Here is a 19,487-nt window from a genome sequence, read left to right as displayed (position 1 = left end):
CTTCTCCTCCCCTCTCTCCCAAGGGCCCTCCTCCCCTTCCTCTCTCCCAAGGAACGACCGACCGATGATGCCCAAGAACCCGAACCCCCCGGCAACCGGTGTGCCCAGGGTGCGCAACTACATAGCCGGCGAGTACGCGGACGCCGCCGACGGCCGCACCCTGGACGTCACCGACCCCGCCACCGGCGACGTGTACACGACCTCGCCGCTCTCCGGCCCGGCCGACGTGGACGCCGCGATGACGGCCGCCGCCTCCGCCTTCCCCCGCTGGCGCGACGCCACCCCGGCGACCCGGCAGCGGCTGCTCCTCCGGATCGCGGACGCGTTCGAGGCGCGCGCCGAGGAGATCGTGGCCGCGGAGTGCCGTAACACCGGGAAGCCGTACGGGCTGACGCTCGCCGAGGAGTTCGGCCCGATGGTGGACCAGATACGGTTCTTCGCCGGGGCCGCGCGGATGCTCGAAGGGCGTTCCGCCGGGGAGTACGCGGCCGGGCTGACCTCGATCGTACGGCGCGAGCCGGTCGGGGTCTGCGCGCAGGTCGCGCCGTGGAACTACCCGATGATGATGGCGGTGTGGAAGTTCGCCCCGGCGCTGGCGGCAGGCAACACGGTGGTCCTCAAGCCGTCGGACACGACCCCCGTCTCCACGGCGCTGCTGGCCGGGATCATAGGCGAAGTCGTACGCGAAATGGCCCTGCCCCCCGGCATCTTCAACGTGATCTGCGGGGACCGGGACACCGGCCGGGCGATGGTCGAGCACCCGGTGCCGGCGATGGCCGCGATCACCGGTTCGGTCCGCGCGGGCATCGCGGTCGCGGAGTCGGCGGCGAAGGACGTCAAGCGCGTCCACCTCGAACTGGGCGGCAAGGCCCCGGCGTTGGTCTTCCCGGACGCGGACATCGCGGAGGCGGCGGAGGGCATAGCACTGGCCGGTTTCTTCAACGCGGGCCAGGACTGTACGGCGGCGACGCGCGTCCTGGTCCACGAGTCGGTCCACGACACGTTCGTCAGGGCACTCACAAACGCCGCCGCCGCGACAAGAACAGGCGCGCCGGCCGACAAGAACGCCCTGTACGGCCCCCTGAACAACGCCAACCAGCTCCACCAGGTCTCGGGCTACATCGCCCGCCTCCCCTCCCACGCCCGCGTCGAGACGGGCGGCCACCAGGTAGGAGAGACCGGCTACTTCTACGCCCCGACGGTGGTCTCGGGCCTCCGCCAGGACGACGAGATCGTCCAGAACGAGGTCTTCGGCCCCGTCATCACCGTCCAGCCCTTCACCGACGAGGACCAGGCGGTCACGTACGCCAACGACGTCCCGTACGCCCTGGCCTCCTCGGTCTGGACGAAGGACCACGCCCGCGCGATGCGCATGTCGCGCCGCCTGGACTTCGGCTGCGTCTGGATCAACACCCACATGGCCCTGGTCGCGGAGATGCCCCACGGCGGCTACAAGCACTCCGGCTACGGCAAGGACCTCTCGGCGTACGGCTTCGAGGACTACACCCGCGTCAAGCACGTAATGACCGCACTCTGACCGAAGGGGGCGCGGCTGAGGCGAACTCACCGGATGCCGCAACGAGCGCATACCACGCCGGATGTCCGGAATAGTGCGCGCTTCTGACCGCCCCGCTCCGTCTCAGTGGTTCTCTCGGCGTTTTCTCAGGCGTGCGCCGAGGCCGACCACTGCTGCGGTGGTGCCGGTCACGAGGACGCCCAGTACCATGGCGACCGGGTGCCTGGGCTCCGGGTCACCGTGTTGGCCGTCCGGGGCGCCCGTCGGATCGCTCCGCGGGGTGTCGACGGTCAGCGTGCCTGGTGAAGGGGGCGGGGAGCGGGGCGGTGCGGGTCCGGTCGTGGTGGGTGAAGGATACGGTGTGGCGGTCGCGCTCGATGACGAACCGGTGGCCCCCGCCGTCGGCCGCGCCCCTGCGGCTGCCCCTCCTGCGGTTGATTCGCGGATGGTTGCCCCCCAGCGGTTGACCCGTCTGCGGTCGACCTGTCCGCAGTTGACCTGCCGGTAGATCTGGAACCGCTCCTGCCGGGCCCTGTTCTAGGTTCAGGCCCTTTCGCTTTCACAGGTTTTGTGGTGTCGAGTGAATGCAGGACCACGTCCTGCTCAGGATTCACCGTGCAGAGCGCGTTCATCGTGCCCATTCTGGTGACGTTGCCGTACCCGTCTCTCGGGGTGAGGCGCAGGTCGAAGTCGCCGACGAGGATCTTCGTCGGGCCCGCCCGGGCGAAGGTGACGGTGGGTGCGGTGCCCTTGGCGGACAACTCGAACGAGCCGGCGGCCGGGATGGGGGTCAGGGGGGACTGTCATGTGCACGGACAGACGGCGGTCGCCTTCCGGCCGGGACACGGCGGCGGTCCCCTCCAGGGTTCTCGCGCCGACGAGCGGGGCCAGCGCCGTGAAGTTCGCGTCCACGACCGCCGTGCCGTTCACAGCGGAACCCGGGGTGGAGCCGCCGGCTTCGAGTGAACCAGGGAGGTCTGTGCTGAGCCTCAGAGGTCACCCACGTGCTGCCGATCCCTGTGAACGCGCAGGCGTAGGCCAGCTTGATCGACACCGGCTCGGCGGAGGCGGGCGAGGCGCCCCATGCGCCCACGATTCCCAGCGCGGCCGTCATCGCTCCGGCGACTCACAGGGCCGTCGCTCTGGTGCCGTGCGTCCCCGTCCGCCGCTGGCCGTGCCGCGCCCCGCGCTCACCGGCGCCCGTCTGCCGACGGCTGGTCGTTTTGTCGGTAGGTCTCGGCAAGGCGGTCCCGCAGCTGTGCGTGGCGGAACTGATAGACCGCGCCGGCCTGGCGCAGTACGCCCCGCTCACGGGCGTCGTTGAGGAAGGCGTTCATCCGCCAGGGGAGACGTCGTGACAGGGGCAGCCAGAGGCGGACCAGGACCACCCATCGGCCCCAGGGGGTCAGCGTGCTGACTCCGATGGCAATCGCGAGGCTGGCCGCGATCCCGACCGGGAGGCCGAGGGCCAGGCCGTTGAAATACGTGACAGCGGCCCCGTATCCGAAGCCGAGAACCAGTCCCGCGGCCGTCGCATGGACGAGCGCGATGGCGCGATTCGTACGCAACAGGTCCGTCGGGCTGACTGATTCCTCCGCCTTGGCATCCGTGAGGAGCCATGCCGTCAACGCCAGGACGATTCCGGCCGCCAGCCCGAGGAGGAGCCCGACGGCGAGCCAGTTCCCGAAGACCACGAAGACCGGGAACCAGGGGGATGAGCCGAGCATCGCATTGACCGCGAATCCGCCACCGTAGACGATCCCGAAGACGAATCCGCAGGCCAGCCCGCCGCTGACGCGGGGAAGGAAGCACTCCCGCACCCTCCTCAACCTCACCCCCCTCGACTCGCCGCGTATCCGGATCGTCATGCGGGATGGCTTGAACGCTTCGCCGGCCTTGATTTTCGAGGCGAATCCATGCGCGAGCCCGAAGGCCAGCCCGATTCCCAGCACGTTCAGGATTATGGAGAGAACTCCCAACGCGGGATCGCTGGTGAGAGGGGCATGAATGACCGCGACCGTCGCCCCCGACACCAGCCCGCAGAGGGATCCGGAGATGAGCATGCGCGCGGGCAGGCTCAGGGTCGTGCCCAGTTGCCACCATTCGATGTCCTGCGAGTCGCTCTCCAGTGCGTCGGGTTTCTCCTTGTTCTTTTTCTCCCTGTCCTTCTGCGGTTTCTTCAAGTGCGTGGCGAGGTAGCCGAGCCAGTGGCCCGCGCGCTCGGAGCTCCAGCGTCGGTGTTTGGAGACGGACAAGTTGAGGACGGGGTCGTAGGACCGAGGGACGAAGGCATCCAGAAGACGGTTCTCCAGCGCTTCCCGGGAGTCGAACTCCAGGAGTTCCAGTAAGCATTCAGGATCGTCGCGGGAGGGATGGAACGCCTTGGCCATGGTGAACATCAGGGGAGTGGTCAGTACGGCGGTGAGGATTTTGGCCGGCTCGCCGGAGTCACGGCTCAACCGGTCCAGGACGGGTGCCCATCGGGTCGAGAGGCCGTCGGAGCAGTCCTTGAGTTCGAGGGGCTTCAGGCTGATCCCTGGGAAGAGCCCGTCCTCTGGCATGACATTCGCGACCTTGTCGTGCCTGTCGCATTTGTCGTGACGGATCGTCAGCAGCAAGGGGAGATTGACGGCCCCGAGCTGCCGCAGCGCAGAGCCGTAATGGTCCTTCGCCATCTCGTCGAACCCGTCCAGGATCACCAGCACGTGACCCATGTCGATCAGTTCAGTGGCCCATGTCCCCTTGTACGGGCGCCATCTGCCCAGGAAGGGATGATCCCGCTCCAGGCGGTCGATCAGCCAGTCCCTCAGGGACATGTTGTTGGGGTTCCATTGCCCCGGGCTGAAGATCACCGGCACCGGCCTTTTCCCGGTCCAGCGCGTGTCCTCCAGCCAGGCCTGCGCGAAACGCCGGACCAGGACGGACTTCCCCGAGCCGGCCCCGCCCAGGACCAGCAGTTGGCTGCGCTCCTTCTTCTCATAGACCGCCGCGATGTTCTGCAGCGGACCTGCCAGGTCCAGCGGGGAAGCGGCTGCCAGTGCCGCCGAGATCTCCTGGGCACCCTTCCTCCGGCCGGTGAACTTCTCCGGTGCCGCTTCACAGTGCACGGGCAGCGGATGCCCGCTCCTCAATTGCTGCTGAACCTGGTCTTTCTCCAAGTCGCCGAGGATCCGTTGGGCGAGGGTGCGAAGTTTTCTGGCCAGCGCCGGGTGGTGGCTCGGTCCGTCATCGACGCTTACGTAGGTGGTGATGGTCCCGCTGTTGTCCCCGGCTACGGCCACGGAGCCGGGGCCGCTCGCTCGCACACCGCCCGGGTCGTTCACCAGCGGGGGGTGTCTCTCGTGCCGTCGCCGGTGGTGATGGACCCGTTGTTGTTTCCGCCCACCGCGACGGAGCGGTCGCCCTCGGCGTGGACATTGGGGGAAGTCTGAGGCGCCTGAAAGAGGGACGCGAGCTCGTCGGCGAGGCGCGGTGTGTCCCTGAGTGCCGTGCCCAGAGCCTCCCTCAGCTCTCCGCGGCGCCGGGTGAGCATGCCCGGGTCCGCGCCCGCTTCCGCGAGGTGTACGACCGCCGTGTACACGGGGGAGGTTTGCACGGGGGCGGTCTGCGCGGAGGCGGAGCCGGGGGCCGTGCCGGTTTCGCGGTTCAGGAACTTGCGGAGGAGGCGCTGTCCCAGCCCGACGGTCGCATCGGCGGCCTGGTCCTGGGTTCTGGTCAGCACGCTCGCGCCATAGGCGATGGCCGCGGCTTCGGCGGCCGGCAGGATCTGGTCGAGCAGCGTTGAGGTGTCAGACACAGGCAATCCCCCTGTGGCGCAGGCGAGTCGGAAACCTAATGTTAGCCACCGAGACGCCCATATCGAGTGGTTCGCCAGATTCCATCGAAAAATATGCAATTTACGATATTTATTCGGTGATCGAGCCCGAATGTGTCTGTCGTGTGATCACTCTGGGTCCCGCTCCCTCCACCTCCTGGGTGAACGCGGGGTTCGCGAGGGCCGCCACCCCCGCCGGGCGTTCATCGCGTACGTCACCCTCACCATCGCCGACCCGCTCCCACGCCCCGGCTTCCTGCGCTCGCACCTCACCTCGTGACGGCCTCCGCGATCCGCAGAGCGGCCTGACCGGGTGTGAGATGCGTGGTGTCGACGACCTCGGCCTCACGGTGCAGCCACGTACGGGCCGCCTCGGCATAGGGCTCAAGGTAGTGGAGCCGGAACGGCGAATCGGGTCCGAGAACGGTGTCCCCCGCGATGCGCTCACGGATGGTGTCCTGGTCGGCATGGAGGACGAAGTGCCGCACCGGAATGGAATATCCGGCGAGGCCCGCGGCGATCTCCCGCCAGTACTCCTCGACCAGGACCGTCATGGGCATCACCAGAGTGCCGCCGGCGTAGTCGAGAACGCGCCGAGCGGTCTCGACCACAAGCGGCCGCCACGGCGCCCAGTCCTGGAAATTGCCCGTCCAGGGCAGCCCCGGCTTGATGTCCATGAGCGTCTCACCGACCTTCTCGGCATCGAACACCCGAGAATCCGGGATCAGCCGCTGCGCAAGCGCACTGGTCGTCGTCTTGCCCACCCCGTGGGTCCCATTGAGCCATACGATCATGCGCCCCCACGCTAGCGTCGTAAGGGCCCACGGGCCGCGAGAACGCCCAGAAGCCGACAGCACCACCTCACAGCAGAACCACCCTCTAGCAGAACCACCCCGTAGGAACTCAGAAGAACTCGTACCCGGTGAAATCGGCGACGTGGACATATCCGATGCGCTGGTAGAGGGCGTTGCTGGTGGGGTTGGCCGGGTCCGCGAACAGGACGACGTCCGTGGCACCCGCGGCCAGCGCGGCCCTGCTCACCGCGTCCGTCACCGCACCCGCGTAACCGCGCCCCCGGAAGCGGGCCGGCGTGTAGACGGGGTCCACCCGGATCAAGCCGCCGACGATCGAGGTCACGGCCGCCATGGAGACGGGGGTGCCGTCGGGGGTCTCCCAGAACGTGAAGTGCCGGTCGCCGAAGCGCGACTCGGCCCAGCAGCCGGAGTCGATCAGGTCGATGGAGTACTGCTCCCCGACTCCGACGCAGAACTCCCGGCACCAGCGCACGACGTGCCCACGGTCCGCATGGCCCGCGCCACGCCCCCGTCCCGCCGCCCGCCGCCCCGGCGGCGTGAGTGCCCCAAGACGGTAAAGACGCGCCCGCCAGAAAGGTGCCGCCGCGGCACCGCTGTGCCGCCGCCACGACTCGGCGAAGGCACGGGCGGTGTCGTGGTCCGCGACGACATTTGACGGGGCACGGCCGAGGTCGGCCAGCCGCGCGGCGAGCGCGTCGGTCTGCTCGCCGGAGAGGGAGGTGAGCCCCAGGCGGCCGCGCGGAGTGAGATAGAAGATCGCCCTGACCTCGCCCCCCGACTCCAACCGGCCGAATACGGCGTCTTCGGCGTATTCGGCGCCGTCGGCGCCGTCGGCGCCGTGTCCGCCCGCACCGCGTAGCCGCAGCTTCTCGATGTCCGTCAGCGCCGTGTTGTGCGAAGCGGCCCGCGAGCACAGAAAGCCCCCGGCCCGGGCGAGGAAGGCATCGACATCGTCGGTGAGTGACCAGTCATCCGAGCGCATGCTTCATAATCCCGGATCCCCTTCCACATAATCCCGGATCCCCTTCCACAGGCCACCCCCTCACTCGACGCTGACCAGGACAGCGCCGCCGGGGTAAGCGACGCCGGAAGGCGGCGGCCGCCCGTGCCGCTGCGGGGAACACTTTTGCAAGCGAGTGCTTGCAAAAGTTAGCGGTGCGGTGCATCATGGAGGCATGGCATCACTCAACGTCGGCAATCTCGGTGAGTACCTGCGGGAGCAGCGGCGCAACGCGCGGCTCTCGTTGCGGCAGCTCGCCGATGCCGCCGGGGTGTCGAATCCGTATCTGAGTCAGATCGAGCGCGGGCTGCGGAAGCCCAGCGCGGATATCTTGCAGCAGCTCGCCAAGGCGCTGCGGATCTCCGCGGAGACGCTGTATGTGCAGGCCGGGATGTTGGACGAGCGGGAGCGGGAGGCGTTGGAGACGCGGAGCGTCATCCTCGCCGACCCCTCGATCAACGAGCGGCAGAAGCAGGTGCTGCTCCAGATCTACGACTCGTTCCGCAAGGAGAACGGCCTCGATACGGACGCCCCGGAAGCGGCGCCGGAGGGCGCGGCGGCGGAGCCCGCGGCGGGCGCGGGGCCTGGGGAGGACCCGGGGCCCGGCGGGCGCGCGGGGGGCGGCAGTGGTGCCCCGCCAGACTCACACTGAACTGATCCGGGAGGACCCAGTCATGGCCATCACCGATGACCTGCGCAAGACCTTCAGCGACCCCAAGCCCCTCTACTTCGCGGCCGGCACCGCCGATCTCGCCGTCGAGCAGGCCAAGAAGGTGCCCGGGCTGATCGAGCAGATCAAGGCCGAGGCCCCCGGCCGTATCGAGGCCGTACGGAACTCGGACCCCAAGGCCGTCCAGGAGAAGGTCACCGTGCAGGCCAAGTCGGCGCAGGCGACCGTGCAGGCCAAGGTCACCGAGGTGATCGGCTCCATCGACACCGACCTGCGGAAGCTCGGCGAGACCGCCCAGGACCTGGCGCTGCGCGGCGTGGGCGTGGCCGCGGAGTACGCCGTCAAGGCGCGCGAGACGTACGAGAAGGTCGCCGAGCGCGGCGAGCAGAGCGTACGGACCTGGCGCGGCGAGCGGGCGGAGGAGCCGGAGATCGTCGAGGTCCCCGTGGCCGTCGAGCCCGCGCCCGCCGTGGAGAAGAAGGCGGCGGACAAGGCGGAGCAGAAGGCGGAGGGCGCGTCCTAGGAGGGGGAGGGTGGGGGCTGCCTCCTTCTGGGCGGGTGGGGGCGGCGAGATCGGCGTCGCGTCCGCTCGGGCGGGTGGGCCGGGCACCTCCGGGGTGTCCGGTCCGTTGTCCGGGTACCTTCGATGTACGTACGGAACGGAACGGCGCGAGGAACCGCAAGGAACCGCAAGGGCCGTACAGGCGTCCCCCCCGTTTTCTCTGTTAGGCGGTGCTCACCATGTTGATGTCGGCATTCGACTCTGTTCTGGGACTGTTCAGTCTGGCGATGCTCGTCTTCGCCGTCGTGGCGCTCTTCTTCGCCGCTGCCGCGCGCGAGGACGCTTTCCGGGCCGCGGACAAGCAGACCAAGAAGTTCTGGGTGATCATCCTCGGCGTCACGGTCGCCATAAACCTCTTCCTGGGCATGCTCTTCCTCCAGATTGCCGGGCTCGTCGCCACGATCGTCTTCATGGTCGACGTGCGCCCCGCCCTCCAGCGGGTCTCCGGTGGCGGCGGACGGCGCGGCGGCTCCAGCAGCGACGGGCCTTACGGGCCGTACAACGGGGGACGTTAGGAGCGGGGGCGGCCGCTACACGTACGTACGTGTACGTACGTCAGTACGTCAGTACGGCCGTTACGTGTCCGTGCGGTCGCGTTGCGTGTCCGTGCGGCCGTTACGTGTCCGTACGGTCGTCGCGCGTCGTACGGCCCTTGCGCGTGCGTACGCCGTCACCCGCCCCGCCCCAGGAGCAGCACCGCCACGTCGTCCGTCAGCTCGCCGCCGTTCAGTTCCCGTACCCGCGCCACGGCCGCCGCCAGCAGGTCGTCGCCGCGCAGCCCCGCTTCGAGCTGGGCGTTGATCATCTCGACCATGCCCTCCTCGCCGAGGCGCTGCCGGGTATCCGGGCCGGCGCGGCCCTCTATCAAGCCGTCCGTGTACATCATCAGACTCCACGAGCCGCCCAGCTCCACCTCCCGGCGCGGCCAGCGCGCCCGGGGCAGCAGGCCCAGCGCCGGGCCGCCCTCCTGGTACGGGAGGAGCCGGGCCGCCCGGCCGCCCCGGGTGATCAGGGGTGAGGGGTGGCCGGCCAGGCAGATGCCGGCGCGCCGGCCGTCCGGTGTGATGTCGACGGTGCAGAGCGTCGCGAAGATCTCCTCGCTCTCCCGCTCGTGCTCCAGTACCTGCTGGAGCGTCGAGAGCAGCCGGTCCCCGCAGAGCCCCGCCAGCGTCAGCGCCCGCCACGCGATCCGCAGCTCCACGCCGAGCGCGGCCTCGTCCGGGCCGTGGCCGCAGACGTCGCCGATCATCGCGTGCACCGTGCCGTCCGGCGTCCGTACGGTGTCGTAGAAGTCGCCGCCCAGCAGCGCCCGCGACCGACCGGGCCGGTACCGCGCCGAGAAGCGCAGGTCGGAGCCTTCGAGCAGGGGAGTGGGGAGCAGCCCGCGTTCCAGCCGGGCGTTCTCCTGGGCGCGCAGCCGGGACTCGGTGAGCTGGCGCTGCGCGATGTCCGCGCGCTTGCGCTCGACCGCGTACCGGATGGCGCGGCTCAGCAGCCGTCCGTCCAGCTCGTCCCGGTGGAGGTAGTCCTGCGCGCCGACCCGTACGGCCGCCGCCGCCCGCTCGCCGTCGCCCTCGGCCGCCAGCGCGAGCACGGCGTGGCGCGGGGCGAGCCGCAGGACGTGTCTGAGGGGGCCGAGCCCTTCGTCGTCCGCCGCGCCGGGGAGCGCGAGGTCGACCAGGATGCAGTCGATGTCGTCCGTGAGCAGCCGCTCGGCCTCGGTGAGGTTCCGTGCGGTACGGATACGGACGCGTGACCCCGCCCCTTCCGCGCCCTCCGGGAGCTCCGGGGTCGCGAAGGTGGTGCCCGCCGGGTCGTCCTCGATCACCAGCAGGGTCAGGCCGCCGCCCGGGCCCGGGGCGCCCTCCGCCGCGGCCTCGGGGCCGGCGGTCACGGGGGCACACGTCTCCGGCCCGGCGGCGGCTGACGAATCAGTGCGCTGCCGCGGTACGGGTACAGGAGCGGGTACGGACATCGGTCTGGGTTTCCTTCCCTCCCCCCGAGGGCATGATGGAGCGCCGAACTGCGCCCATCCAGACGGGGACCATAGCGTTAGCCGCCGCCCCAGTGGAATGCCGTACGGACCGGACCAGGGCGTCATATGCCGCTTCCCGTAACGCATCCGGCGCTGTTCCGGGCCTGACGCCCATGACAAACATCACGTACGTATGCGCGTGTCATTCCGGATATGGGCGGAATTCGGCAGTGCTTGTCCGGGCGGGGCGCGGTGTTACTTGTCCGGGCGGACCACGCCCAGGATCACCATCGACCCCGCACCCGTGACCGTCACGTTCCGCCCCGGGCGTGGCGCGTGCACGATCTTGCCGTCGCCTATGTACATCCCCACATGGCTCGCGTCCCGGTGGTAGATGATCAGGTCGCCGGGGCGCATGTCCTTGATGTCGATACGCGGCAGCAGCCGCCACTGCTCCTGCGAGGTGCGCGGGATGGGCCGGGCGGCCGCCGCCCACGCCTGCGAGGTCAGCCCCGAGCAGTCGTACGAGGACGGGCCCGTCGCGCCCCAGACGTACGGCTTGCCGATCTGCGCCGTGGCGAAGGCGACCGCCTCCTTGCCCCGCGCGCTCGCCGTCCGGTTGATCTCCTGGAGGGCGCCTGAGCCGAGCCACGCCTGCTGCGCCTTGAGCGCGGCGTCCCGCTCCAGCCCCGCCAGCCGGGCGCGGTCCTGCTCCGCCAGCCCCGACTCCAGCTTCTCGGCGGCGGCGATCTGGCGCGTGATCTCCTTCTTCGCCTTCTCCTTCTTGGCGCGGTTGGCCTCCAGGCGCTGCGCCCAGGAGCCCGCGTCCGAGGTGTACGTCTTGAGGTCCTCCTGGGCCCTGGTCAGCGCGCCGATGAGGTCCCGGGTGGCCTTCTGGCTCTCGCGGGCCCGCCCGACACCGGCCAGGAAGAGCCCGGGATCGCCGCTGAGCATCAGCTCGGCCGAGGGCGGCAGCCCGCCGCCCCGGTACTGCGCCCGCGCGGTGGCACCGGCCTGCTTCTTGAGGGCGTCCAGGCGCACCTGCCCGTTGACGATGTCCTCCGTCAGCCCGACCAGCTCCGCCGACTGCTTCTTCGCCTGCTCGTCGGCGAGGTTGTACGCGTCGGTGGCCGAGGCGGCCTTCTGGTACAGCGCCTCGATCTTCTTCCGCACCTCGTCCAGGGAGTCCGAGTCCGTGGCCCCGCCGGAGGCGGAGGACGAGACGGCGGAGGACGAGGCGGCGATGTCCGACTCCGTGACCCCCGGCGGCAGTTCGACGGGGGGCGGCGCGACGGCGGGCGGCGAGGTGGTCGGGCCCGGCTCGGGGGCGTTCGGGGCGGCGGGGGCGGCGGGGGCGACCGGGGCCTTCGGGGCCAGGGGAGCCGCGTACGCCTTGCCCAGCAGGCCCGCCCCCGGGGTGGAGAGCACGGCGAACGTGCAGGCCAGAGCGATCGCGGCAGCGACACAGCGACGTCGGTTCACAAGCGCCCCCTCCAGGCCGACCCACGGCACGCCCACCACGCGGCACCTACCACGCGGCACCGCCGAGCAGAACCCGCCACACGGCACCCACCACGCAGCACCCACCACACGGCACGTCTATTCGATTTCGATCTCCCCGGAGCTAGACGAAGGGAAACGCACATTCGTTCCCCGCCGCCCCACCCCTTTCGCCGCGCACCCGCCCCCTGGGGCTCGCCCGCCCCCTGGGGCTCGCCCGCCCCCTGGGGCTCGCCCGCCCCCTAGGGCTCGCCCGCCCCCTAGGGCTCACCCGCCCCCTAGGGCTCACCCGCGCCCCGAGGCCGGCGCCCCCCGACTCACCCGCCCCCCGACTCACCCGCCCCCCGACTCACCCGCCCCCCGGCGCCAGCGCCCCCCACTCCACCGTCACCTCGCCCTGCCGCCACCGCCGTACGCCGTCCACCACCGGCCAGTCGCCCGCCAGTTCCCGTACCGTCCGGATCCACCGCTGCCGCGCCCCCAGCGAGGCGTACGGGGCCGCCGCCGCCCACGCCCGGTCGAAGTCGCGGAGGAACGCGTGGACCGGCTCGCCCGGGACGTTCCGGTGGATCAGCGCCTTGGGCAGCCGCTCCGCCAGATCCGAGGGGCGGTCCAGCGAGCCGAGCCGGGTCGCGAACGTCACCGTGCGGGGTCCCTCCGCGCCCAGCGCGACCCACACATGGCGCCGCCCGATCTCGTCGCAGGTCCCCTCCACCAGCAGCCCGCCCGGCGCGAGCCGTCCGCGGAGCCGCGCCCAGACCCCGGCGACCTCGGCCTCGTCGTACTGGCGCAGCACGTTCGCGGCCCGGATCAGCACGGGCGCGCGCCCGTCGGGGAGCGGCACCTCGAAGCCGCCGTGCCGGAAGCGGAGCCCGTCCCGCTCGTACGGGAGCGCCGCGGCCACCCGGGCCGGCTCGATCTCGATGCCGACGACCTCGGTGCGCGGCTCCGCCGTCCGCAGCCGCCGCAGCAGCTCGACCGCCGTCCACGGGGCCGCCCCGTACCCCAGGTCGACCACCACCGGGTCGCTCGAACGGCGGAGGGCGGGGCCGTGGGTCGCCGTGATCCAGCGGTCCATGCGGCGCAGCCGGTTCTGGTGGGTGGTGCCCCGGGTCACCGTGCCCTCGGGCCGCGCGCCCCCGCTCCGGCGCCGCGCACCCCCGCTCTGAGGGCGGTAGGAACGGTAGGAACGGTGAGAACGGTAAGAAGGGGGCGGGTGCTGCTCCATACGGGTGAGCGTATCCAGACCGGGCGCCTCGGGCCGGGTTGAGCCGTTGTCGGTAATGATTTGGCAAAGCGGAAATGAAGGGGGTGGCTCCGCTGTTGACCGCCTTCGGAAGGGGTCCCGGGCCCGCACTTCGTCATGCCTCCGACATGTCTCCCGACATGTTCTTCCGCGAGAGGACCGTGGTCTTGAGCCAGTACGTGTCCCGTATCGCCGGCACTTTCGCAGGCCCGGCCAGGCCGCCCCGGCTCCGGCGCGGCTCAGGCCCACGCCGGCCGCGCCGTACGGCCATGCTCAGCGTCCACACCTCCCCGCTCCACCAGCCGGGGACGGGCGACGCGGGCGGGATGAACGTGTACATCGTCGAGCTGGCCAAGCGCCTCGCCGCCATCGACATCGAGGTGGAGATCTTCACCCGGGCCTCCGCCGGCGGGCTGCCCCCGGCCGTGGAGCTGGCGCCCGGTGTGCTCGTACGCCATGTGGACGCCGGTCCTTACGAGGGCCTGGCCAAGGAGGAGCTGCCCGCACAGCTCTGCGCCTTCACCCATGGCGTGATGCAGGCCTGGGCGGGCCAGCGCCCCGGCTACTACGACCTGGTCCACTCGCACTACTGGCTCTCCGGGCAGGTCGGCTGGCTCGCCTCCGAGCGCTGGGGCGTCCCGCTGGTCCACGCCATGCACACGATGGCGAAGGTGAAGAACGCCGCGCTGGCGGCGGGCGACCGCCCGGAGCCCGCCGCCCGGGTCATCGGTGAGACACAGATCGTGCGCGCCGCCGACCGGCTCATAGCCAACACCGCCGAGGAGGCCGACGACCTGGTCCGCTTCTACGAGGCGGAGCCGGAGAAGACCGCGATCGTCCACCCCGGGGTCAACCTGGAGTGTTTCTCGCCGGCCGACGGGCGCGCCGCCGCCCGCGACCGGCTGGACCTGCCCCAGGACGCGTTCATCCCGCTCTTCGCCGGCCGTATCCAGCCGCTGAAGGCCCCCGACATACTTCTGCGCGCCGTCGCCGTCCTCCTCGACCGGGACCCCTCGCTCCGCCGCAGGATGGTCGTCCCGGTCGTCGGCGGCCCGAGCGGCAGCGGCCTGGCCAAGCCGGAGGGGCTCCAGAAGCTCGCGGCGCGGCTGGGCATCGCCGATGTCGTACGGTTCCGGCCCCCGGTCGGGCAGGAACGGCTCGCCGACTGGTTCCGGGCCGCCTCGGTGCTGGTGATGCCCTCGTACAACGAGTCCTTCGGCCTGGTCGCCATAGAGGCCCAGGCGGCGGGCACCCCCGTCGTCGCCGCGGCGGTGGGCGGGCTCCCGGTGGCGGTACGGGACGGGGAGACCGGCTTCCTGGTCCCCGGCCACGACCCGGCGGCGTACGCGACGGCCCTGCGGCGCTTCCTCGACCACCCCGAACTGGTCGACCGCATGGGCGGGGCCGCCGCCCGGCACGCGCAGTCCTTCGGCTGGGACACGGCGGCGTCGGCGACGGCGGACGTCTACGCGGCGGCCGTCCAGGACCACCGCCGCACCGGCCACGCCCCGCACCACGGCTGACCCCGTAGGCTCCCCCCATGGCTGACGTCGACGTCGTACAGCGGACCGCGCGGGCGGCGCACACCATCGAGCAGACGCTGCGCGGCGCCGGGCTGGAATGGGAGAGCCCGGAGCCGGCCACGTACGTCGTCACTCTTCCCGGCACCCGCAAGCTCGCCACCACCTGCTCGCTCCGCGTCGGCCGGCACGCGCTCTCCGTCAACGCGTTCGTGATCCGCCACCCGGACGAGAACGAGGAGGGCGTCCACCGCTGGCTGCTGGAGCGCAACCTCAAGCTGTACGGGGTGAGTTACGCGGTCGACGCCCTCGGCGACATCTACCTCGCCGGCCGGCTCCCGCTCGCCGCCGTCACCGAGGACGAGATCGACCGGCTCCTCGGCTCGGTGCTGGAAGCGGCGGACGGCGCCTTCAACACCCTCCTGGAACTCGGCTTCGCCACCGCCATCCGCAAGGAGTACGCGTGGCGCGTCTCCCGTGGCGAGTCCACCAGGAACCTGGCGGCCTTCACCCACCTGACCCGCCCCGAGGAGCCCGCACCCGAGGAGCCCGCACCCGAGGAGCCAGGCCCCGAGGAGCCCGGCCCCCGATAGGCCCGGCCCGAGGAGCCCGGCCCCCGGAGCGCCGGGTCGATTAGGCTTTGGCCCATGGCCGACGCACCGTACAAGCTGATCCTGCTCCGCCACGGCGAGAGCGAATGGAACGCCAAGAACCTGTTCACCGGCTGGGTGGACGTCAACCTCACCGACAAGGGTGAGAAGGAAGCCGTCCGCGGCGGTGAACTCCTCAAGGACGCCGGCCTGCTCCCCGACGTGCTGCACACCTCCCTCCAGAAGCGCGCCATCCGCACCGCGCAGCTCGCCCTGGAGTCCGCCGACCGCCACTGGATCCCCGTCAAGCGCTCCTGGCGCCTGAACGAGCGCCACTACGGCGCCCTCCAGGGCAAGGACAAGGCGCAGACGCTCGCCGAGTTCGGCGAGGAGCAGTTCATGCTCTGGCGCCGCTCGTACGACACCCCGCCGCCCGCGCTGGAGGACGGCACCGAGTTCTCCCAGAGCGACGACCCCCGCTACGCCACGATCCCGGCCGAGCTGCGCCCCCGCACGGAGTGCCTCAAGGACGTCGTGACGCGGATGCTCCCGTACTGGTACGACGCGATCGTCCCCGACCTGCTCACCGGCCGCACGGTCCTGGTCGCCGCCCACGGCAACAGCCTCCGCGCGCTGGTCAAGCACCTCGACGGCATCTCGGACGCCGACATCGCGAGCCTGAACATCCCGACCGGCATCCCCCTCGTCTACGAACTGGACGCCGACTTCCACCCGGTCACCCCGGGCGGCACCTACCTGGACGCGGACGCGGCTGCCGCCGCCATCGAGGCCGTCAAGAACCAGGGCAAGAAGTAAGCGCGAGCAGTAAGCACGAGAAGCGCGGGCGCGAGAAGCAGGCCGGCGGAAAGCGGAGGGCCCCATACCGGGGGCGTGGTGACACGTCCTTCGGATGGGGCCCTCCGGCTCTCCGGCGTCAGCCGCAGTTGCCGCCGCACTGGCAGGTGCCGCCCGACTGGCAGCCGCAGCCGCAGCCCGAGCCGCAGCCGCAGGCGCCGAGCAGGGGCAGGCGGACGGTGGCGGCGGGGGCCGCGGGGGGCTCCTGGCGGGGGGCGGTGGTAGGGGAGTCGGCCATGGGGTCCTCCTCAGGGAGTGCCGGGAGTGCACGGATCGTGCAGAGGCGTGCGACGGCATGGATCAGGCACGGATCGGGCATGGACGTCGCCTCGCCATTGCATGCCTGCCGGGGCCGGCCGCTCTACGGCGCATTCGGGGCGCATCCGCGCAAGCGCGGCGGAAAGCGCCCCTCCCGCGCTCCCCTGTCTCAGCTCTCCGCTTCCACGCGCCCCGTCCCCCTCGCCCCGGTCACGCGCCCTCGACCGGGGTCTCCGCCGGCTGGATCTCGTCCGCGTGCTCGCCCGTCACCAGGTAGACGACGCGCTTGGCGACCGACACCGCGTGGTCCGCGAACCGCTCGTAGTAGCGGCCCAGCAGCGTCACGTCCACCGCCGTCTCGATGCCGTGCTTCCAGCGGTCGTCCATCAGGTGCTGGAAGAGCGTGCGGTGCAGCAGGTCCATCTCGTCGTCGTCCTGTTCGAGCTGGAGCGCCAGGTCGACGTCCTTGCTCACGATGACCTCGGCGGCCTTCGCCATCAGGCGCTGCGCGAGCTGCCCCATCTCCAGCAGCGTGGCGTGCAGGTCGTGCGGTACGGGCGACTCCGGGAAGCGGAGCCGGGCCTGCTTGGCCACATGCTGGGCCAGGTCGCCGGCGCGCTCCAGGTCGGCGCTCATCCGCAGCGACGTGACCACGATGCGCAGGTCCGTCGCGACCGGCTGCTGCCGCGCCAGCAGCGCGATCGCCCGCGCCTCCAGGTCGTGCTGGAGCTGGTCGACCTTCTCGTCCGCGGCGATCACACTCTCGGCGAGCCGCAGATCGGCGTCGAGCATGGCGGTGGTGGCACGCCCTATGGCGGAACCGACCAGCCGGGCCATCTCGACCAGGTCATCGCCTATCGAGTCAAGTTCCTCGTGGTACGCGTCCCGCATGGGGTTTGTCCCTCTCTTGCCGTTCATGTGACGTCCTTGCCGGGAAGGGCAGGGCCCTACGCTCCCACGTTCTGGCCGTAACGCGTCCGGCTCCACCCTCCCAAGTGAACCGGCACTTTCCCCTCAGTGAACTCTGGGCGACGAGTGTTCGAGGAGACACCCTCTTGGCTGGGACCATGTCCGTGCCCGCGCATAACCTGGGACGCATGGACGTGAACGCGGCAGTCGCCGCATTGGCAGCGATCGCCGGGGTCTGTACCGGCGTGATCGCCATGCTGGCGTTTCGCTGGAGCGAACGCGACCAGGCACGGCCCACCCGTACCTCCCTGCACACGGACGCCGTGCTGCCCCCGGGTGTGGACACCGTACTCTCGGTGCTCCGCTCCTCGGCCGTCGTGCTCGACGAGAGCGACTCCGTCGTCAAGGCCAGCTCGGCCGCGTATGCGCTCGGCCTGGTCAGAGGCGGGAAACTGACCGTGGAGGCCATGCTCGCCATGGCCCGCGACACCCGCAGGGACGGCGAGATACGGCAGGTGGAGCTGGACCTCCCGAGGAGGGGCACGGGCCGGGGCGAAGCCCTCGCCGTCTCCGCCCGGGTCGCCCCGCTCGGCTCCCGTCTCGTCCTCCTCCTGGTGGAGGACCTGACGGAGGCGCGCCGCATCGAGGCGGTGCGCCGTGACTTCGTGGCCAACGTCAGCCATGAGCTCAAGACCCCGACCGGGGCGCTCTCGCTGCTCTCCGAGGCGGTCATGGACGCGTCGGACGACCCGGAGGCGGTCACGCGCTTCGCGGGCCGGATGCAGATCGAGGCGACGCGCCTCACCAACCTGGTCCAGGAGCTGATCGACCTCTCCCGGGTGCAGAACGACGACCCGCTGGAGGACTCGGAGTCCGTACGGGTGGACGAGCTGGTCGACGAGGCCATCGACCGGTCCCGGCAGCCCGCGTCCACCAAGCAGATCACCATGGCCTCGGGCGGTACGGCCGATCTGCGGGTCTGGGGAAACCGGGGCCAGCTCGCCGCCGCCCTCGGCAACCTCGTCGAGAACGCGGTCAACTACTCACCGGCGCGTACCCGGGTCGGCATCGCCGTGCACCGGGTCTCCGCCAGCGGCGGGAACCTGATCGAAATAGCCGTGACCGATCAGGGCATAGGTATCTCCGAGAAGGACCGCGAGCGGATCTTCGAGCGTTTCTACCGCGTCGACCCGGCCCGCTCCCGGGCCACCGGTGGTACGGGCCTCGGCCTGGCCATCGTCAAGCATGTGGCCGCCTCGCACGGCGGGGAGGTCACGGTGTGGAGTTCGGAAGGCCAGGGCTCCACCTTCACCCTGAGGCTGCCTGAGGCGGGCGCCGGACGGGACCGCACACCCATCACCGGGCAGGACGAAGACGACCACGCCCCCTACGACACCGCCACAGACACCAGCCGCAGTCTTCGGCTGGATTCCCCGACCGTGATACCTGCCCCGGAGGTCCTTCCGTGACCCGAGTGCTTGTCGTCGAGGATGAGGAATCCTTCAGCGACGCCCTGTCCTACATGCTCCGCAAGGAAGGCTTCGAGGTCGCCATCGCGACCACCGGGCCCGCGGGGCTCGACGAGTTCGAACGCAACGGCGCCGACCTCGTCCTCCTCGACCTGATGCTGCCCGGCCTGCCGGGCACCGAGGTCTGCCGCCAGCTCCGCGGCAGATCCAATGTCCCGGTGATCATGGTCACCGCCAAGGACAGCGAGATCGACAAGGTCGTCGGCCTGGAGATAGGGGCCGACGACTATGTGACCAAGCCGTTCTCCTCGCGGGAGCTGGTCGCGCGCATCCGCGCCGTCCTGCGCCGCAGGGGGGAGCCGGAGGAGGTCGCCCCGGCGGCCCTGGAGGCCGGCCCGGTCCGGATGGACGTCGACCGCCATGTCGTCACCGTCTCCGGCGGCAAGGTCGACCTTCCGCTCAAGGAGTTCGACCTCCTGGAGATGCTGCTCCGCAACGCGGGCCGGGTGCTGACCCGTATGCAGCTCATCGACCGGGTCTGGGGCGCCGACTACGTGGGCGACACCAAGACCCTCGACGTCCATGTCAAGCGCCTCCGGGCCAAGATCGAGCCGGACCCGGGCGCCCCGCGCTACCTGGTGACGGTGCGCGGCCTCGGCTACAAGTTCGAGCCGTAGAGCCGGGCCGATACGGCGTTGGCGCGGCCCCCGGGCCCCCCCCGCGCCCCGCCCCCCCCCCAGGACGAGAGCGGCCGAGCAGCGGGGGGGCCCACCCCCGCACCGCCCCGC

General features: G+C 70.9%; 18 protein-coding genes and 1 pseudogene. 9 read left to right on the top strand and 10 right to left on the bottom strand.

Annotation, left to right across the window (positions count from 1 at the left end; translation table 11 throughout):
* The first annotated feature begins 67 nt into the window (after nt 1-67).
* Entirely contained in the window at nt 68-1,537 is a 1,470-nt protein-coding gene (locus tag AB0O07_RS18295; protein WP_365634294.1) for a gamma-aminobutyraldehyde dehydrogenase, read from the top strand.
* 269 nt (nt 1,538-1,806) lie between these two features.
* Here the strand turns inward: AB0O07_RS18295 and AB0O07_RS18290 are convergent, their stop codons facing one another.
* The 5 genes from AB0O07_RS18290 to AB0O07_RS18270 form a co-directional block, all read right to left on the bottom strand.
* Nucleotides 1,807-2,310: a DUF6801 domain-containing protein gene (locus tag AB0O07_RS18290; RefSeq protein WP_365634291.1), complete on the bottom strand. Its 504-nt coding sequence runs from the start codon at nt 2,308-2,310 to the stop codon at nt 1,807-1,809.
* A gap of 396 nt (nt 2,311-2,706) precedes the next feature.
* Nucleotides 2,707-4,839 carry an NACHT domain-containing protein gene (locus tag AB0O07_RS18285; RefSeq protein ID WP_365634015.1) on the bottom strand — a complete coding sequence of 711 codons (2,133 nt, stop codon included), beginning with the start codon at nt 4,837-4,839 and terminating at the stop codon, nt 2,707-2,709.
* On the bottom strand, nt 4,836-5,312 hold the full coding sequence (locus tag AB0O07_RS18280) for a hypothetical protein (RefSeq protein WP_365634013.1): 477 nt from the start codon (nt 5,310-5,312) through the stop codon (nt 4,836-4,838). Before AB0O07_RS18280 ends, AB0O07_RS18285 begins: the two co-directional genes overlap by 4 nt.
* A 287-nt stretch (nt 5,313-5,599) precedes the next feature.
* On the bottom strand, nt 5,600-6,124 hold the full coding sequence (locus tag AB0O07_RS18275; protein ID WP_365634010.1) for an AAA family ATPase: 525 nt from the start codon (nt 6,122-6,124) through the stop codon (nt 5,600-5,602).
* Between the two features lie 109 nt (nt 6,125-6,233).
* Nucleotides 6,234-7,127 carry a GNAT family N-acetyltransferase gene (locus tag AB0O07_RS18270; protein ID WP_365634007.1) on the bottom strand — a complete coding sequence of 298 codons (894 nt, stop codon included), beginning with the start codon at nt 7,125-7,127 and terminating at the stop codon, nt 6,234-6,236.
* Between the two features lie 193 nt (nt 7,128-7,320).
* Here AB0O07_RS18270 and AB0O07_RS18265 point away from each other — a divergent pair, with 193 nt between their 5' ends.
* The 3 genes and pseudogenes from AB0O07_RS18265 to AB0O07_RS18255 all read left to right on the top strand — a co-directional run bounded on the left by AB0O07_RS18265 (nt 7,321) and on the right by AB0O07_RS18255 (nt 8,892).
* The gene (locus tag AB0O07_RS18265) at nt 7,321-7,797 is read left to right on the top strand and encodes a helix-turn-helix transcriptional regulator (protein WP_365634004.1); all 477 of its coding nucleotides are present in this window, start codon (nt 7,321-7,323) and stop codon (nt 7,795-7,797) included.
* A gap of 22 nt (nt 7,798-7,819) precedes the next feature.
* Nucleotides 7,820-8,275 (top strand): annotated as a pseudogene (locus AB0O07_RS18260) (hypothetical protein); the annotation flags it as partial.
* Between the two features lie 281 nt (nt 8,276-8,556).
* Nucleotides 8,557-8,892 carry a DUF2516 family protein gene (locus AB0O07_RS18255; RefSeq protein WP_365634002.1) on the top strand — a complete coding sequence of 112 codons (336 nt, stop codon included), beginning with the start codon at nt 8,557-8,559 and terminating at the stop codon, nt 8,890-8,892.
* A gap of 155 nt (nt 8,893-9,047) precedes the next feature.
* Here AB0O07_RS18255 and AB0O07_RS18250 read toward each other — a convergent pair whose 3' ends face one another.
* The 3 genes from AB0O07_RS18250 to AB0O07_RS18240 form a co-directional block, all read right to left on the bottom strand.
* Nucleotides 9,048-10,352: a fused response regulator/phosphatase gene (locus AB0O07_RS18250; protein WP_365633999.1), complete on the bottom strand. Its 1,305-nt coding sequence runs from the start codon at nt 10,350-10,352 to the stop codon at nt 9,048-9,050.
* Between the two features lie 255 nt (nt 10,353-10,607).
* Complete coding sequence (locus tag AB0O07_RS18245; protein ID WP_365633996.1) at nt 10,608-11,834, bottom strand: NlpC/P60 family protein; 1,227 nt, start codon at nt 11,832-11,834, stop codon at nt 10,608-10,610.
* 367 nt (nt 11,835-12,201) lie between these two features.
* Entirely contained in the window at nt 12,202-12,930 is a 729-nt protein-coding gene (locus tag AB0O07_RS18240) for a class I SAM-dependent methyltransferase (RefSeq protein WP_365634288.1), read from the bottom strand.
* Between the two features lie 335 nt (nt 12,931-13,265).
* Between AB0O07_RS18240 and mshA the strand changes: the two genes are divergently transcribed.
* From mshA to AB0O07_RS18225, 3 genes are read left to right on the top strand one after another with little or no spacing between them, the layout of a single operon-like run.
* Nucleotides 13,266-14,621: a D-inositol-3-phosphate glycosyltransferase gene (mshA, locus tag AB0O07_RS18235; RefSeq protein WP_365633993.1), complete on the top strand. Its 1,356-nt coding sequence runs from the start codon at nt 13,266-13,268 to the stop codon at nt 14,619-14,621.
* A gap of 17 nt (nt 14,622-14,638) precedes the next feature.
* Nucleotides 14,639-15,211 carry a YbjN domain-containing protein gene (locus tag AB0O07_RS18230; protein ID WP_365633990.1) on the top strand — a complete coding sequence of 191 codons (573 nt, stop codon included), beginning with the start codon at nt 14,639-14,641 and terminating at the stop codon, nt 15,209-15,211.
* Between the two features lie 54 nt (nt 15,212-15,265).
* Nucleotides 15,266-16,024 (top strand): phosphoglyceromutase, encoded by a 759-nt coding sequence (locus AB0O07_RS18225; RefSeq protein ID WP_365633987.1) that lies wholly within the window; start codon nt 15,266-15,268, stop codon nt 16,022-16,024.
* Between the two features lie 118 nt (nt 16,025-16,142).
* Here AB0O07_RS18225 and AB0O07_RS18220 read toward each other — a convergent pair whose 3' ends face one another.
* Both AB0O07_RS18220 and phoU read right to left on the bottom strand, forming a co-directional pair.
* Nucleotides 16,143-16,301, bottom strand: coding sequence for a hypothetical protein (locus AB0O07_RS18220; RefSeq protein WP_365633984.1), 159 nt, complete (start codon nt 16,299-16,301; stop codon nt 16,143-16,145).
* A gap of 230 nt (nt 16,302-16,531) precedes the next feature.
* A complete protein-coding gene (gene phoU / locus AB0O07_RS18215; protein WP_365634285.1) occupies nt 16,532-17,212 on the bottom strand; it encodes a phosphate signaling complex protein PhoU in 681 nt (226 codons plus the stop codon).
* 206 nt (nt 17,213-17,418) lie between these two features.
* Between phoU and AB0O07_RS18210 the strand changes: the two genes are divergently transcribed.
* The gene (locus AB0O07_RS18210) at nt 17,419-18,699 is read left to right on the top strand and encodes an ATP-binding protein (RefSeq protein ID WP_365633981.1); all 1,281 of its coding nucleotides are present in this window, start codon (nt 17,419-17,421) and stop codon (nt 18,697-18,699) included.
* Entirely contained in the window at nt 18,696-19,376 is a 681-nt protein-coding gene (locus tag AB0O07_RS18205; RefSeq protein ID WP_365633978.1) for a response regulator transcription factor, read from the top strand. Before AB0O07_RS18210 ends, AB0O07_RS18205 begins: the two co-directional genes overlap by 4 nt.
* The last annotated feature ends 111 nt before the right edge of the window (nt 19,377-19,487 follow it).

The organism is Streptomyces sp. NPDC093085 (assembly GCF_040683935.1).
GTDB lineage: Bacteria > Actinomycetota > Actinomycetes > Streptomycetales > Streptomycetaceae > Streptomyces.
This window is presented reverse-complemented; position numbering and strand designations above follow the sequence as displayed.

Bases quoted from the DNA above. Each gene is read 5' to 3' on its own strand.
- phoU (WP_365634285.1), bottom strand. From the start codon at position 17,212: ATGCGGGACGCGTACCACGAGGAACTTGACTCGATAGGCGATGACCTG.
- AB0O07_RS18240 (WP_365634288.1), bottom strand. From the start codon at position 12,930: ATGGACCGCTGGATCACGGCGACCCACGGCCCCGCCCTCCGCCGTTCG.
- AB0O07_RS18250 (WP_365633999.1), bottom strand. From the start codon at position 10,352: ATGTCCGTACCCGCTCCTGTACCCGTACCGCGGCAGCGCACTGATTCG.
- AB0O07_RS18225 (WP_365633987.1), top strand. From the start codon at position 15,266: ATGGCCGACGCACCGTACAAGCTGATCCTGCTCCGCCACGGCGAGAGC.
- AB0O07_RS18295 (WP_365634294.1), top strand. From the start codon at position 68: ATGCCCAAGAACCCGAACCCCCCGGCAACCGGTGTGCCCAGGGTGCGC.
- AB0O07_RS18255 (WP_365634002.1), top strand. From the start codon at position 8,557: ATGTTGATGTCGGCATTCGACTCTGTTCTGGGACTGTTCAGTCTGGCG.
- AB0O07_RS18210 (WP_365633981.1), top strand. From the start codon at position 17,419: ATGGACGTGAACGCGGCAGTCGCCGCATTGGCAGCGATCGCCGGGGTC.
- AB0O07_RS18265 (WP_365634004.1), top strand. From the start codon at position 7,321: ATGGCATCACTCAACGTCGGCAATCTCGGTGAGTACCTGCGGGAGCAG.
- AB0O07_RS18220 (WP_365633984.1), bottom strand. From the start codon at position 16,301: ATGGCCGACTCCCCTACCACCGCCCCCCGCCAGGAGCCCCCCGCGGCC.
- AB0O07_RS18275 (WP_365634010.1), bottom strand. From the start codon at position 6,124: ATGATCGTATGGCTCAATGGGACCCACGGGGTGGGCAAGACGACGACC.
- AB0O07_RS18230 (WP_365633990.1), top strand. From the start codon at position 14,639: ATGGCTGACGTCGACGTCGTACAGCGGACCGCGCGGGCGGCGCACACC.
- AB0O07_RS18270 (WP_365634007.1), bottom strand. From the start codon at position 7,127: ATGCGCTCGGATGACTGGTCACTCACCGACGATGTCGATGCCTTCCTC.